Annotated in this window: 10 protein-coding genes; 4 read left to right on the top strand and 6 right to left on the bottom strand. The window is 66.1% G+C overall.

Annotated features, from left to right (window positions below):
- Positions 1 to 92: 92 nt before the first annotated feature.
- Positions 93 to 557 (bottom strand): CxxCxxCC domain-containing protein, encoded by a 465-nt coding sequence (locus tag IG178_RS09885; RefSeq protein WP_193212379.1) that lies wholly within the window; start codon positions 555 to 557, stop codon positions 93 to 95.
- Entirely contained in the window at positions 554 to 1,120 is a 567-nt protein-coding gene (locus IG178_RS09880) for a 3-keto-disaccharide hydrolase (RefSeq protein ID WP_193212378.1), read from the bottom strand. Before IG178_RS09880 ends, IG178_RS09885 begins: the two co-directional genes overlap by 4 nt.
- A 131-nt stretch (positions 1,121 to 1,251) precedes the next feature.
- Here IG178_RS09880 and IG178_RS09875 point away from each other — a divergent pair, with 131 nt between their 5' ends.
- Together IG178_RS09875 and IG178_RS09870 are read left to right on the top strand one after the other, a co-directional pair.
- Positions 1,252 to 4,455: a PVC-type heme-binding CxxCH protein gene (locus IG178_RS09875; RefSeq protein ID WP_193212377.1), complete on the top strand. Its 3,204-nt coding sequence runs from the start codon at positions 1,252 to 1,254 to the stop codon at positions 4,453 to 4,455.
- A gap of 142 nt (positions 4,456 to 4,597) precedes the next feature.
- Complete coding sequence (locus IG178_RS09870; protein ID WP_226895287.1) at positions 4,598 to 5,392, top strand: HAD-IIA family hydrolase; 795 nt, start codon at positions 4,598 to 4,600, stop codon at positions 5,390 to 5,392.
- A gap of 193 nt (positions 5,393 to 5,585) precedes the next feature.
- Here IG178_RS09870 and IG178_RS09865 read toward each other — a convergent pair whose 3' ends face one another.
- Positions 5,586 to 6,263 carry a hypothetical protein gene (locus IG178_RS09865; RefSeq protein WP_193212376.1) on the bottom strand — a complete coding sequence of 226 codons (678 nt, stop codon included), beginning with the start codon at positions 6,261 to 6,263 and terminating at the stop codon, positions 5,586 to 5,588.
- Positions 6,264 to 6,433: 170 nt separating this feature from the next.
- Between IG178_RS09865 and IG178_RS09860 the strand changes: the two genes are divergently transcribed.
- Positions 6,434 to 8,254 (top strand): DNA polymerase beta superfamily protein, encoded by a 1,821-nt coding sequence (locus tag IG178_RS09860; protein WP_226895286.1) that lies wholly within the window; start codon positions 6,434 to 6,436, stop codon positions 8,252 to 8,254.
- Positions 8,255 to 8,297: 43 nt separating this feature from the next.
- Entirely contained in the window at positions 8,298 to 8,891 is a 594-nt protein-coding gene (locus tag IG178_RS09855; RefSeq protein WP_193212375.1) for a hypothetical protein, read from the top strand.
- Here IG178_RS09855 and rlmN read toward each other — a convergent pair.
- Genes rlmN through IG178_RS09840 form a run of 3 tightly spaced genes read right to left on the bottom strand, consistent with a single transcriptional unit; the run spans position 8,878 to position 14,626 of the window.
- Positions 8,878 to 9,963: a dual-specificity RNA methyltransferase RlmN gene (gene rlmN / locus IG178_RS09850; protein WP_193212374.1), complete on the bottom strand. Its 1,086-nt coding sequence runs from the start codon at positions 9,961 to 9,963 to the stop codon at positions 8,878 to 8,880. The genes IG178_RS09855 and rlmN overlap by 14 nt on opposite strands.
- A 47-nt stretch (positions 9,964 to 10,010) precedes the next feature.
- On the bottom strand, positions 10,011 to 11,468 hold the full coding sequence (locus IG178_RS09845; RefSeq protein ID WP_193212373.1) for a DUF1501 domain-containing protein: 1,458 nt from the start codon (positions 11,466 to 11,468) through the stop codon (positions 10,011 to 10,013).
- Positions 11,465 to 14,626 (bottom strand): DUF1553 domain-containing protein, encoded by a 3,162-nt coding sequence (locus IG178_RS09840; protein ID WP_343225956.1) that lies wholly within the window; start codon positions 14,624 to 14,626, stop codon positions 11,465 to 11,467. Before IG178_RS09840 ends, IG178_RS09845 begins: the two co-directional genes overlap by 4 nt.
- Positions 14,627 to 14,659 lie beyond the last annotated feature (33 nt).

Below are 14,659 nucleotides of genomic sequence, written 5' to 3'. Positions count from 1 at the left end.
GCGCCACTTTTTTGCCCGGATGTCGCATGGAACGGCGTCCGTCCCGCTACCGGCCTTGGATCCCGCCGATCGGCGAGCCGGATCGCCTCGTGTTACCGCCGCCCGGAGCTGCCACCGCGTCGACGGGCACCCGCCGGATCCATCGCCGCCGCCACGGCGGCCGGCAAGTTCACCCCGCCGCTGCCGCCCATCCGGGCATCGATGTCCTCAAGCCGCTGGATGAGATCGCGCACGTCCCGCCGCGCCGCCGGACCGCCGGCGGCATCGCAGAAATGCGTCCTGCAGCCGAACGGCCGCCCCACGTAAATCTGGCAACGGCCGCCTTTCAAAAAGGGACAGGCCCCGTCCGGCGACTCCGGCACCGCGGTCCGGCCGGCGGCGCGCCAGGCAAGGGCCGCCACCAGGGCCTCGCCCTTGGTCAGGAAGGGCGTCCGCCCGGTCATCCGGAAGCGACAACAGTCGCCGCGACCGGTGCACTGGCGCTCCAGCGGCCGTTGCTCCCATTCGCGGTAGATGGCACGGACCTCGCCGGCGATGGCACGGAGATCGGCACTCACGGCAGACCGAGCTTGCGGATCTTGATCTTCCGGAACTCCACCCTGCCTTGGTTGAATTGCAGCCCGATGTGCCCCCCGGCCAGCGGCTGGAGGTCCTTGTAATCGACCACTTTCTCACCGTTCAGCCACACCTCGACCCGGCCGCTCTCCACCTTCACCCGGAACCGTCGCCATTCGGGTGCTTCGCCGCCGTCATGGCGAACCCGCCCCACCAGGCTGCCGGTGGGATAGGGGTTCGACGACGGCGCGATGTTGAGTTCATAGCACTCGGTCGCGGGATCCGTGACGGTCTGCGGCGTGGAAAGGAAGACCCCGCTGTTGGTCCCATCCGGCGCGCGGAACTCGATCTCCAGTTCGTAGTCACGGTAGGTGGCTTGCGTGGTGAGCAGGCCGGGCTTGCCCTTGGTCGCGACAATCGCCCCGTCGCGGACCATCCAGTCGACCTCGCTTTGCGCCGACCAGCCGTCGAGGTTGCGGCCGTTGAAGATTTCCTCGCCGTCGGCGGCCACGCACAGCCCCGCGGCCCAGGTCAGGATGGCCGCAACGGCCGCGATGATTTTCATGATTCCAGTTTGCCGGCGGCCCCCGATCCTTGCAAGCGTGCCGGAAGCAACCGGGGACGCCCGTGCGCCAGGATTTCCGGAAAGAACCCCCGGAAGCGCGCGTTTTCAACGTCCCTTCATTGAAGCCCACCATGATCGCGAGATTCTTCCTCGTCGCCTGCCTGCTGCTGCCGGCACTCCGCGCGGCCCCCGTTTTCGAAGCCCCACAAAAGGGCGAGCACATTGTCCTCCTCGGCAACGGCCTGGGCGAGCGGATGCAGTACTACGGCAATTTCGAGACCCAGCTGCACCTGCGCTACCCGGAGCACCACCTCACCGTCCGCAACCTCTGCTACCCCGGCGACACCCCGGCCTACCGCCCGCGCGCCGGCCGGAAAACGCCGTGGGCATTCCCGGGTGCCGAAAAACTCCGCCCGGAGCTCAACCAGCACCGCGGCGAGGGCCACTACCCGTCGGAGGACGAGTGGCTGGCGACCTGCAAGGCCGACACCATCCTGGCCTTCTTCGGCTACAACGAATCCTTCGAAGGTCCCGCCGGCACCGAAAAGTATCGCGCCGAGTTGGATACCTTCGTCGCCCATACCCTCGCCCAACAGTACAACGGCAACTCCGCGCCGCGGCTGGTGCTGGTTTCGCCGATCGCCTTCGAAGACCTCTCGAGCGGCTACGACCTGCCCGACGGCACCCGCGAGAACGCCAACCTCGCTCTCTATACCGAGGTCATGAAGGAGGTGGCCGCCAAGCGCCAGGTCGGCTTCATCGACCTGTTCAACCCCACCCTTGCCCTATTCAAGGACTCGCAGTCGAAACTCACGACCAACGGCTTCGCCTTGAACGACGTCGGCGACGTGAAAATCGCCTACCTCCTCGCCGACGCCCTCTACCAACCCGCCCAGATCCTGTTGCTGGCCGATCCCAACAAGGTCGCCGCACGGGTCGTCGAGAAGTCGTGGTTCTGGCAAAACGACCACCGCATGCTCAATGGCGTCCACGCCTACGGCCGGCGCTGGAAGCCCTACGGCAATTTCAACTACCCGCAGGAGATCGAGAAGATCCGTGAAATGACCGCGGTCCGCGACGAGGCGATCTGGCAAGCGGTCGCGGGCAAGGAGATGGACCTCGCCGCCGCCGACGCCAAGACCCGCGCGCTCGACCCGGTGGAGACGAATTTCACCCGCCCGATCGAATACCTCAGCGGCAAGGAGGCCCTGGAGAAGTTCACCGTGATGGACGGCTTCCAGATCGAGCTCTTCGCCGACGAACGGGACTTCCCGGACCTGGCGAACCCGATGCAGATGACCTTCGACAACTTCGGCCGCCTGTGGGTCTGCACCATGCCGAGCTACCCGCACTACCGTCCCGGCGACCCGCTGCCCGACGACAAGATCCTGATCTTCGAGGACACCGACGGCGATCATCGCGCCGACAAGCAGACCGTTTTCGCCGACGGACTGCACCTGCCGATCGGCTTCGAGCTGGCACCCGGCGGCGTCTACGTCTCGCAGGAGCCGAACCTGATCTACCTCCGCGACACCAACGGCGACGGCAAGGCGGATCAACGCAGTTACATTCTAAACGGCTTCGACCCCCACGACACGCACCACGCAATCAGCGCCTTCTCCTCGGACGCTTCCGGGGCGATCTACATGGCGGAGGGCGTTTTCCTGCATTCCCAAGTCGAGACGCCCTACGGCCCTCAGCGCTGCACCGGCGGCGGCATCTGGCGCTTCGACCCCCAGTCGTTCCGGCTCGAGCGGACGGTCCAGACCTACTTCAACAATCCCTGGGGGATCGCCTTCGATGACTGGGACCAGTGCTTCATCGGCGACGCCTCGGACGGGAACAACTGGTGGGCGCTGCCGCTTTCGGTAAAGGCGCCGTTCAGCCACGAAATCAAGAAGATCGCCCCCTTCGCCCCGAAGCGCTCGCGGCCGACCTCCGGGGCCGAGTTCGTATCGTCCCGCCATTTCCCGGACGAGATGCAGGGCGCCTTCATGCAAAACAACGCGATCGGCTTCCTCGGCACCTCGGTCAGCCGCCTCCACGAAGACGACGGCGGCTTTTCCGGCGAGGCCCTCGGCGACCTCGTGAGCTCGAGCGATCCGAACTTCCGCCCCTGCGACCTGGAGTTCGCGCCCGACGGCTCGCTCTATATCCTCGACTGGCACAACGCGCTGGTCGGTCACATGCAGCACTCGGCCCGCGATCCCAACCGCGACCACGCCCGCGGCCGGATCTACCGGGTCTCCCACAAGACGCGCCCGCTGGTCGAGGCCCCGGCCATCGCCGGCGCCTCGGTTCCCGCGCTTTTCGCCGCCCTCAAGGAGCCCGAGTACCGCACCCGCTACCGCGCCCGCCGGGAATTGCGCGGCCAATCCGCCGACATCGTCGCGCCCGCGGCCAGGGCATGGATCGACACCCTCGACCCCTCCGACCCCCGCTACGAGCACCATGTCACCGAAGCCCTGTGGGTGACCTGGGCGCAGAACCGCGTGGACCGCGAAATCCTCGGGCTCTGCCTCGGTGCCAAATCCCATCAGGCCCGCGCCGCGGCCGTCCACGTCCTGCGCTACGCCTGGCGGAAGATCCCCGACCACACCGCGCTTCTTCTCAAGGCGGCCGGCGATCCCCACCCGCTGGTCCGGCTGGAAGCCATCGCCGCCGCGTCATGGCTCGACAATCCCGACGGCGCCACCGTGTTGCTCGAGGCGCTCAAGCACCCGGTTGGCAAGTGGATGCCGGAAGCGATCAAGACCGCCTTCCTGACCCTCGGCGACGACATCGAAGAGTTGAAGAAGGATGGCGCGCTCGACCTCACCGGCAACCCTGTTGCCGCCGGCTACCTCGACGGCACCCTTGAACTCGGCGCGAAACCCGCCACGCCGGCAGAGCCGGAGCCGAAACTTGCCGCCGCCGATCTCGAACTCTGGCGCATCGGCAAGGAGGTCTACGGCCGCGAGGCGCACTGCGCCACCTGCCACCAGCCGGACGGCAAGGGTCAGGACAAGATCTACCCGCCGCTGGACGGCAGCGAATGGGTCACCGGCGACGAGGAGCGCTTGATCAAGCTCGTGCTGAAAGGACTGTGGGGCCCGATCACCGTGAAGGGCACCACCTTTGATCCCTCGAACGGGGTTCCGCCGATGATGGGCTTCGGCCCGATGCTGGATGATCGTGAAGTTGCCGGCGTGCTCACCTACGTCCGCAACCACTTCGGCAATACCGCGCCTGCCGTGAAGCCGGAGTCGGTGGCGAAGATCCGCGAGGCCACGAAGGAAAAGGTCGATTTTTATTCGACCAAGGATCTCCTCGAGCAGCATCCGTTTACCCGATAGCTATGCCGATTCCGCAGGGCTGATTCCCTAATTTGACCCGACATTCAAGCGGGTCACCCATATCGGGGCATGGCATGAAATGCCCGCAGAATTCCGGCCGCCACCGGCATCCAAGTGGCATGCCAGACGCTTGGACGCCGGCATGGCACGCACTGGATTTCTTTTGGACATGGACGGGGTGATTTACCGGGGATCGAAGCTCATCCCCGGAGCGAGCGAATTCATCTCCCGGCTCAGGAAGCACGACATCCCGTTCCGCTTCCTCACGAACAACTCGCAGCGCGCGAGGCGCGACGTCGCCTTGAAGCTGCGCCGGCTCGGCATCCCGGCCAGCGAAAACGAGGTCTTCACCTGCGCGATGGCGACCGCCCGCTTCCTCGCATCGCAGAAACCGAACGGCACCGCCTACGTCATCGGCGAGCACGGCCTCGCCGCGGCCTTGCATCGCAACGGCTACTCGGTGGTGGACGACGACGCCGACTTCGTGGTCGTCGGTGAAGGACGCACGCTCACTTTCGAGATGATCGAACGCGGGGTGCGCCTGGTCGAGAAAGGCGCGCGTTTGATTGCCACCAATCTCGATCCCAATTGTCCGACCGAGCAGGGCACCCGCCCGGGTTGCGGCGCCATCGTCGCGATGATCGAACGCGCCACCGGCGTCGAGGCGTTCTCCGTCGGCAAGCCGAGCCCGATCATGATGCGGGCGGCTCGCAAGGAGATGGGACTCCGCACCGACGAGATCGTGATGGTCGGCGACACCATGGAGACCGACATCCTCGGCGCCGTGCAGATGGGTTACCGCAGCGTGCTGGTCCTCAGCGGGGGAACCCGCCGCCAGGACCTGCGGAATTTCGCCTATCAGCCGGACCTGGTGGTCGAAAACGTGGGCCGCATCCCGGACTCATTTATTTTGGAAAATGTTCCAGCGTTGGCATAACGAAAGCTTTCCTTGGTAATGCGGATGGTCCGCGGTGGATTGGTCGTTTCTTGGGTTTTACAGCCAGTCCATCGCGGTGCCGCCACGACCGAAACGGGGTTTCTTGGGTTCTCTCCGGCAAGGTTGTGGCCATCCACCGCATGAAAAAGCAGTGGCCTCCGGGCCGCTGCTTTTTTGCGTTTGATCCCGGGGATCACTCTTCGAGCCGGCGGTCCTCGGGGATCACCTTGAGCTGCAAGTTCGCACCGTCGGCATCGGCAACCACCAGGGCCAGCTTGCGGACATTCGGGTCGTGCTCCCAGATCGCCGAGTAGATGGTTTTCCCGGGGTCATCCTGCTTGGCGACCTGCACGCTGATGTTGCGTGCTTCTCCTCCCGGCTTGACCACCTGGCATGCCGGAGTCGCGGCGAGCTCCGTCTCGTCCTCGCCGTGGCGGATCACCAGCGCCTGCCCGGTGGTATTGACGAAGAGGATGCTGCCCCAAGGGAATCCGGCCTTGCTGTCCTCGACGGCGAGCGCCTTCACCCCCGCCGCCTCTTTTTCGTCCGGCGAAATCAGCACCAGCGGCGCCTTCATGCCGTCAGGTACGACAACCGTCGTGGCCACCGGTTTTCCATCGGGCGACTCGCGGTCCATGGCGACCAGTTGCAGCGCTCCTTCCCCCTTGTCAAAGTCTTGCGGCGCCGAGCATTCGCCGGAGCTCAGGTTCTCCAGCTTCTTGATCCCCTTGGCATCCTGGAATCCGAGTTCCCGGGAAGCCGTGGCTTCATCCAGAAGGAGGAAGCGCACCGAACCGGCGGACAGCAGACCGCAGTTGCCGAGTGCCAGAAGGAGAACGGCCGCCGTTGATACCAAAGAGTTGTTTTTCATGATGTGGGAGTGGGTTTCGCCGGATCCGCCGTCTCCGGAAGGAATCCGCGGTTCTAAGAGTTTCGGCCGCAGGCGCCGTTGAAACAAGATCGAAAGTCGCCACGCCGCCGCAGGAACCTGCGGCTTTGGCTTTGTCCGGAGTGTTTCCTCCCGCTACACCCCCGGTGCCCATGGACGCCGAAATTGCCGCCTACCTCGACCGGATCGAACGCCAACACGGCGTGCGCATCCCCTATGCCTGCGAATCCGGCAGCCGCGCCTGGGGCTTCGCCTCGCCGGACAGCGACTACGACATCCGTTTCCTCTTCGTGCGGCCGGAAGCGACCTACCTTTCGGTCGCCGCCAGCACCGAAGCCATCTACCTGCCGCTGGCCGACGGTGACCTCGACGCCGGTGGCTGGGACATCCGGAAGGCCGCCCGCCTGCTCGGCAAGTCGAACGGGGCGCTGGTCGAGTGGCTGCATTCGCCGGTCGTCTACCGCTCGGACCCGGGATTCCGCGAGCGCTGGCAGGCGACGGCACGGGCCGTCTTCTCCCCGCGCGCCGCCCACGACCACTACCACGGTCTCGCCCGGCAGATGGTGCTCGGCAAACTCGCGGCCGCCGAGGTCCGCGCCAAGGACTACCTCTACGCCCTCCGCGCGATTCTTTGCGCCCGCTGGATCTCCGCGGGCCGCGGCATCCCGCCGGTTGCCTTCGCCGAGCTGATCCCGCTGGCACCACCCGAGATCCTAGAGCTCGTTCCCGGGTTGCTCGACCACAAGACCCATACCCTCGAAAACGAGCGCATGCCCCGGCTGGAATGCCTCGACAGCTTCCTCGCCGAGGCCCTTGCCGCGAATCCCGACGTCACCCAGGTCCATCCCGACGCCTCCTTGCTCGACCAACTCTTCCGCGCGGAAGTCCGGGGTCCGAGCACACCGCCCCTACCATCCTCCTTCACCCTCGATCGCGTCCGCCAGCCGGATCTCCTCCTGCTGGACAGCGTCGCCGGTAGCCAGGCCTACGGCACCGCGATCGCGGGTTCCGACGAGGACCGCCGCGGGGTGTTTGTCGCGCCCCGGTCCTTCCTGCTCGGGCTGGATGCCATCGAGCAGGTCGCCGACGAGCGCAGCGACCAAGTTTACTACGAACTCGGCCACTTCGTGTCGCTGCTGCTGAAGAACAACCCGAACGCCATGGAACTGCTGGCCATGCCGGACGATTGCATCCGCCACCGCCACCCGCTGTTCGCGCGGCTGGAGCCCTCGGTTTTCCTCTCGAAGCTCTGCGCCCGGACCTTCGGCGAATACGCCATGGGCCAGATCCGCAAGGCCCGCGGACTCAATAAGAAAATCGTCAACCCCCAGCCGGAGCAACGCCGGCCGATGCTAAGCTTCTGCCATGTCCCGGAAGCACAGGGCAGCGTCCCTGTTCTCGACTGGCTGGCCGCGCGCGGCATCGACCCGCGGAAATGCGGCCTCACCGCCGTCCAGCACGCCGCCGGGATGTTCGCGATCTACGATGACTCCCGTGCCGAGCTCCGCGGCCTGGTGTCGCCGAAAGACCCCGACACGCTGGTTTTCAGCAGTGTCCCGAAGGACGCCGTGCCACTTGCCTGGATGCATTTCAACCTCGACGCCTTCAAGGCCCACTGCAAGGCCCACCGCGAGTACTGGGAATGGGTGGGACGCAGGAACGAGGAACGCTTCGCCACCAACGCCAGCCACGGGCGGGGCTACGACTCGAAGAACCTGATGCACACCTTGCGCCTGCTCGACATGGCCGGCGAAATCGCCACCGAAGGCGTGATCCGCGTGCGCCGGCCCAACCGCGACTTCCTGCTCCGCGTGCGGTCCGGCGAGTTCGCCTACGAGGATCTCGTGGCACGGGCGGAAGAGCAGCTCGCCCGGGTCCAGGACGCGTTCAAGGACAGCTCGCTCCCCGAGCATCCCGACCGGGACCGGGTCAACGCCTTGCTGGTCGGGCTCCGCGAGGAGTTCGCCGCCTGAGCCGGCCGCTTGCATCGGGCCGCGGAAAATGGGATAGTCTCCCATGCCAGAATATCATCCTGGTTTGCAGAGCTTCTTCCTGCCGCTGCGCGAAGGCCACGTCACCCTCCGCGAGGGCATGGAACGGCTCCTCTCCATCGGCAATTCCCAGGCCGAGGTTCCGTGGATCGTGAGGGTCATGGAGAATCCCGCCTTCGACGTGCCACCGCTGTCCCTCTTCCGCGGCCGCGTCACGCTCAAGCAGCACGACTGCATTCACCTGCTGTTGGGCCGAGGCACCACGCTGATGGACGAGGCCTTCGTCGTCGGCTTCACGATGGGATCGAGCAAGCGGATGCGGAGTTCAGCGACCGAGGTCTTCGGCCGGGTCGCGGGACGCTTCTACCCGAAACCCTATCGCTTCCCGCCCGCCGCCGGGCGGGTGTTCCGCGATGCAGTTCATCTCGCGTCCGTCTCGGATTGCCAGCCGCTCGACAGCGTCGATTTCACGAGCCTGATGGACTTCCCGCTGCGGGAAGTGCGGCGGCGGGTCGGTGTCGAAGAAGGCCTGCTCCAAGCCTACTACGAGATCGAGGCCGCGAGAAATCCCCGCATTCCGGCCTGCCGCCGGCTGGTGGCCGGGGTCACCGCCGCTTGACCGGCGCTTCGATGATCCCCTCCTCCGTCTCCTGCTTGAGCCGGAGCTGGCCGCAGGCGGCGGAAATGTCGTGGCCCTTCTCCAGCCGCAAGGTGGCGGCCACCCCGGCGTTCCGGAGAATGTCGCGGAACGCCCGGCACTGGTGTTCCGGAGGACGTTTCCAGTCGAGACCCTCCACCGTGTTGTAGGGGATCAGGTTCACCTTCGCCTTCAGCCGGCGGGCATGGCCGGCCAGGATGCGGGCCTGCCCGAGATCATCGTTCACCCCGTCGATCAGGATGTACTCCAGCGTGAGGTGCTGTTTCTTACGAGAGTTCCAGTAGTCGAGCGCGTCGAACAGCTCCGCCGTCCCCCACTTCTTGTTGACCGGCATGATTTGCCCCCGGACATCGTCGGTCGCGCCATGCAGCGAGATCGCCAGGCGGATCTGCTGCGGGTGCTCGGCCAGCTTGCGGATCTGGGGAACCAGACCCGAGGTGGAGATCGTCAGGTGGCGTGCGCCGAGATGGAGCCCCCAAGGCGAGGTGATGATCGAGATCGCCGCCAGCAGGTTGTCGAGGTTGGCCAGCGGCTCGCCCATGCCCATAAACACGAGGTTGTCGACCCGCTCGCCCGACAGCCGCTCCGCCATCAGCACCTGCCCGGCGATCTCCGCCGGATCGAGGTTGCGGGAGAATCCGGCCAATCCGGACGCGCAGAACTTGCAGCCGTAGGCGCAGCCGACCTGGGAAGAGACACAGAGCGTGCGGCGGTCCGAACGCTCGCCGTAGAGCGCCGGGTTCGCGGGAATCAGCACGCTCTCGACGTAGCGTCCGTCGTGAAGTTTGAAGAGAAACTTGCGGGTCGTGTCCTCGCTGCCATGCGTCCGCGAGTGCTCGAGCGCGTGCAGGCGGAACGACTCGGCGAGTTTCCCGCGCAGGCCGGCGGGCAGGTTGGTCATCGCCTCGACCGAGTCGGCCTTCTTCTTCCAGATCCAATTGAGGATCTGCCCGCTGCGGAACGCGGGTTGGCCCTCGGCGGCCAGAAAGGCCTCCAGGGCGGCGGGATCAAAACCGGTAAGCGCAGGGAGCACAGCGGCAGCTTGAACCGGAAGCGGCCGGCGTCCAATACCGCTTTTTATCAGCCGAGCAACTCGTTCACGACGTGGCCGTGGACATCGGTCAGGCGGAAGCGGCGGCCCTGGTGAAGATAGGTCAGCGCGGTGTGATCGATGCCCATCAGGTGCAGGATGGTCGCCTGGAGGTCGTGGACGTGGACCGCCCCCGGGGTGTAGATGTGCTTGTCCGCCGGGATCGGGATGCCGTCGGCATCGGCGATGTTATAGCCGTAGGCGTCGGTGTGGCCGAAGGAGATCCCCGGCTTCACCCCGCCGCCCGCCATCCAGATGGTGAAACAACGCGGGTGGTGGTCCCGGCCGTAGGTCTCCTTGGTCAGTTTCCCCTGCGAATAGGAGGTCCTGCCAAACTCGCCGCCCCAGATCACCAGGGTGTCTTCCAGCAACCCGCGCTGCTCGAGATCGCGGACCAGGGCCGCCGATGCCTGGTCGGTTTCAAGACACTGGCCACGGATTGCCCCGGGCAGGTTATCATGCTGGTCCCAGCCCTGGTGGTAGAGCTGGATGAAACGCACCCCACGCTCGGCCAGGCGCCGTGCCAGCAGGCAGTTGGCGGCGAAGGTTCCGGGCTTGCGGCTGTCCTCGCCATAGAGCCGGTGGACGGATTCCGGTTCGCCGCCGAGATCGGTGACCTCCGGCACGCTGGTCTGCATCCGGTAGGCCATTTCGTACTGGGCGATCCGCGACTCGATCTCCGGGTCGAGCTCGCGCTCGAACTGCACCCGGTTCAGGACGGAGAGCTTGTCGAGCATCGCCCGCCGGCCGGTGCGGCAGATCCCGTCGGGATTGGAGAGATAGAGGACGGGGTCCTTTCCGGAACGAAAGCGGACGCCCTGGAACTTCGAGTCGAGGAAGCCGTTGCCCCACAGGCGCGAATACAAGGGCTGCCCGCCCTGCCCCGCCGATACCAGCACGATGAATCCCGGCAGGTTCTCGTTCTCGGAGCCGAGTCCGTAAGACAACCACGAGCCCATCGACGGCCTCCCCGCGATCTGGGAGCCCGTTTGGAAAAAGGTGATCGCCGGGTCATGGTTGATCGCGTCGGTGAACATCGACTTCACGAAGCACAGCTTGTCGGTGATCCCGGCGGTGTGGGGCAGCAACTCGGACAGCCAGGCTCCCGACTGCCCGTGCTGCGCGAACTTGAAGTGGCTACCGGCCAGCGGAATCGACGCCTGCTGCGCCGACATGCCGGTCAGGCGCTGGCCGCCGCGGACGTGGTCCGGCAGCGGTTCGCCGTTCTTTTCCACCAACAGCGGCTTGTAGTCGAAAAGATCCTGCTGCGCCGGCCCGCCGGACTGGAACAGGTAGATGATGCGCTTTGCCTTCGGCGCGAGGGACGGTGGCGATGCGGCCAGCAAGCGCTCGCCGGCCATCGACGCCAACGCTGCGCCACCGATGCCCGCGGCCCCTCTCTTGAAGAAGTGGCGCCGTGTCAGGCTCTTGAAGGTTTCAGGGTTCATCGGTTCCAGATCGCGGCGTCGAGGTTGAGGATGGCCTGGCAAACGACAGTCATCGCCGCGGTTTCGACCGGATCCGAGCCACGCCCCGCCGGGTCTTCACCCAAGGCGAGATACTTCCCCGCGGCGGCGGGATCGGCGGCGAAAACCTCGCGTTGCTCCGCGGCGAGCCCGGTGAGCAGTTCGAGCTCACGCCCGTCGGGCGGCCGCGACGTGCAGGCCGTGAATGCCGCGGCGATCCGTTGCTCTTCCGGCAGCTCGAGCACCCGGGCCGCCAAGGCCCGCGCCGCCTCGATGAACTGGACGTCGTTCAACAACACCAGGGCCTGCAACGGCGTGTTCGTCTGCGGCCGGCGGATCGTGCAGACCTCGCGGGTCGGGCTGTCGAAGGCGAGCATGTTGGGCAAGGGCGCGGTGCGCTTCCACACCGAGTAGATGGACCGGCGATGGAGATCGGCGCCGTTGGACCGCTGGTAGCCCGCGGACATCGCGTTCGATTCGCGCCACAGGTCGCCGCCCGGCTGGTAGGGCGAAACCGGCGGGCCGCCGTCCCGATGGCGGAGCAGCCCGGAGGCGGACAGGGCGAGGTCGCGGATTTGCTCCGAACCCAACCTCCGCGACGGGCCGCGGGCATGGAGTCGATTCCCCGGATCCAGACCGGACAAGCCGGCGCTCATCCTGCTGTCCTGGCCGTAGGTGGCACTCAGGGTGATCGCGCGGCACAGGCGCTTGAGATCCCAGCCATGCGAAACGAAATCCCTCGCCAGCCAGTCGAGCAATTCGGGATGACTCGGCAGGGCGCCTTGTTGTCCGAAGTTGTCGGCGGTCGCGACGATCCCTTCGCCGAAGAAATTCGCCCAGACCCGGTTGACGAAGACCCGGGCCGTCAAGGGATGCCGCGGGTCCGTCAACCATTGAGCGAGCCCAAGCCGGTCGCGCGGCGCGTCGGCGGGGAGCGGGATCAGGATCTCGGAAAAGGTCCCGCGCGAAACCTCGTTGTCCCGGGTGCGCGGGGCGTCATACGCGCCGCGTGCCAACACGTGGGACGGCCGCGGCCGGGCGGTCTCGCGCATCACCGGAATCTCGGGGGTCCCCTGCTCCACGGCGATCACGGCGGCCCGCGCGGCGGTCAGTGACGCCATGGCCTCGCGATAAGCGGGATCAATCGCCCCCAGCCATGCCGCCTTCAAATCTTCGCGCCGCTTCCCGGCCTGCCCCATTGCCGCAAGACACGGCGACGGTTCGTCCAGCACGTCGACCTCGAGCGGCGAAATCGCCCTGGAGAACACCATCAACCTTTCAATTTCACCGCCCGCAAAGCCCCGGTCCCGGAAGCGCTGGCCGAGGGCAGCCATGCCATCGCCATGGGTGGGCTGCGTGATCGACTTCCACAGGCGATCCGCGGTGACCTCGGTCTCTAGCGGCTGGCCGTCCAAAAAGAGCATCATTCCGGACGGGCTGCTGGAACCGTCATAGCTCCAGGTAACCCTCGACCACTGCCCCTGCGGAATCGGCCGCAGTGAACGAACCCCGATCGCATTGCCCGGCCAGTCTCGGACAACCCGGGCCTCGAGATGTCCCCCCGCCAGCAGCAATTCGAGACCGTTGTAGCCGACATCAGTGCCGTAGGAGCGGTGCAAGACCACCACCGGCGACGGATCGGCGACGGGATCCCGGAGGACCAGGTCGATCGTCCACGGTTGGATCCGGTCGAAGGCGAGCCTGCCGGGAAGCCGGAGCGGTGAATCCCCGTCGAACTTCACCGCCGCACCGGACCTCCCCTCGACGCGTTGCAGGCCGCTGCCCGTGGCATCCGGCGCACCCGCGGCATCCTTGAATACCATGGCCGGCCCCTCGCCGGTGAAGTCGAGGCGGGAAACCAAGTCGATCCACGGCATTTCTCCAGGTTCACCCGCCAACCACGCGTCGAAGTCGGCATCGGATTCCAGCCGCCGCTTTTCCACCTCAGCCCGGGCAGCTTCGACTTCACCGTGGGCTTTCAGCAGCTGCTCCTCCATTGTGGCGTCAGGAAGCATCAGCGATGGGGACGGCTGGATCACCGGCGAGGAGTAGAACCCTCGCTCGGGGATCGAATTGAAAAAGGCACCGAGCGAATAGTAGTCCCGCGTCGGGATCGGGTCGTACTTGTGATCGTGGCAACGGCTGCACTCCAGGGTCAGCGCCAAAAAAACAGAGCCGAAGGTTTGGACCCGGTCGGCCATGTTTTCGACCAGGAACTCCTCCGCCACCGACCCCCCCTCGTTGGTGAGGCGGTGGAGCCGGTTGAACGCGGTGGCGAGCTGTTGCTCGCGGGTCGCATCCGGCAGGAGATCCCCCGCAAGCTGCCAGGTGATGAAGCGGTCGATCGGCAAGTTGCCGTTGAAGGCCCGGATCACCCAGTCCCGCCACGGCCAGAACTGGGTAAGGCCGTCCGACTGGTAGCCATACGAGTCGGCGTAGCGGGCGGCATCCAACCAGCTCACCGCGAAATGCTCCCCGAAGCGAGGACTGGCGAGCAAGCGCTCGACCACCTCGACCTTCGCCGCCTGCACATCCACCCGGCTCGCCTCGATGAACGCCGCGATCTCTTCCGGGGAAGGCGGCAGCCCGGTGAGATCGAGGGTGACCCGTCGCAACCATCGATGCGGCCCGGCGGCGGGCGACGGCGCAAGCCCCTCGCTTTCGAGCCGTGCCAGGATGAAGCGATCCAATTCCTGCCGGGGCCAGGCGACATCGCGCGTGGCTGGAACCGCCACCTCGTCCGGCAACGACTGGAACGCCCAGTGGCGCTCATACTTCGCCCCCTGCTCGATCCACCGTCGAACGAGTTGCCTTTCCCCTTCCTCCAGAACCAGATGCGAGTCAGGCGGCGGCATCACCTGCTCGGGATCGTCCGACGAAATCCTCTGCCAGGCAACCGACCGATCAGTATCGCCGGGAACGATCGCCCACCCGGGCGAGTCACGCAGCGGAGCCGTCGCACCTTCCGCGGTGTCCAGCCGGAGGCCGGCTTCCCGCTTCGCGGCGTCCGGCCCGTGGCAGGCAAAGCACTTGTCCGCGAGAATCGGTCGGACCTCGAAGGCATAGGACACCGCCGGACCATCGGCCGCCTCAGCAGCGACCGAAAAGAGCAGGAAAGCACGGAAATACGCAGGGATCACGACAACCTCGTGACTACGCGGCCGTGTGCTTCA

Source organism: Neoluteolibacter marinus, assembly GCF_014904755.1.
GTDB lineage: Bacteria > Verrucomicrobiota > Verrucomicrobiia > Verrucomicrobiales > Akkermansiaceae > Haloferula > Haloferula marina.
The sequence above is the reverse complement of the archived record's forward strand: the minus strand, read 5'-3'. Positions and strand labels throughout refer to the sequence as shown.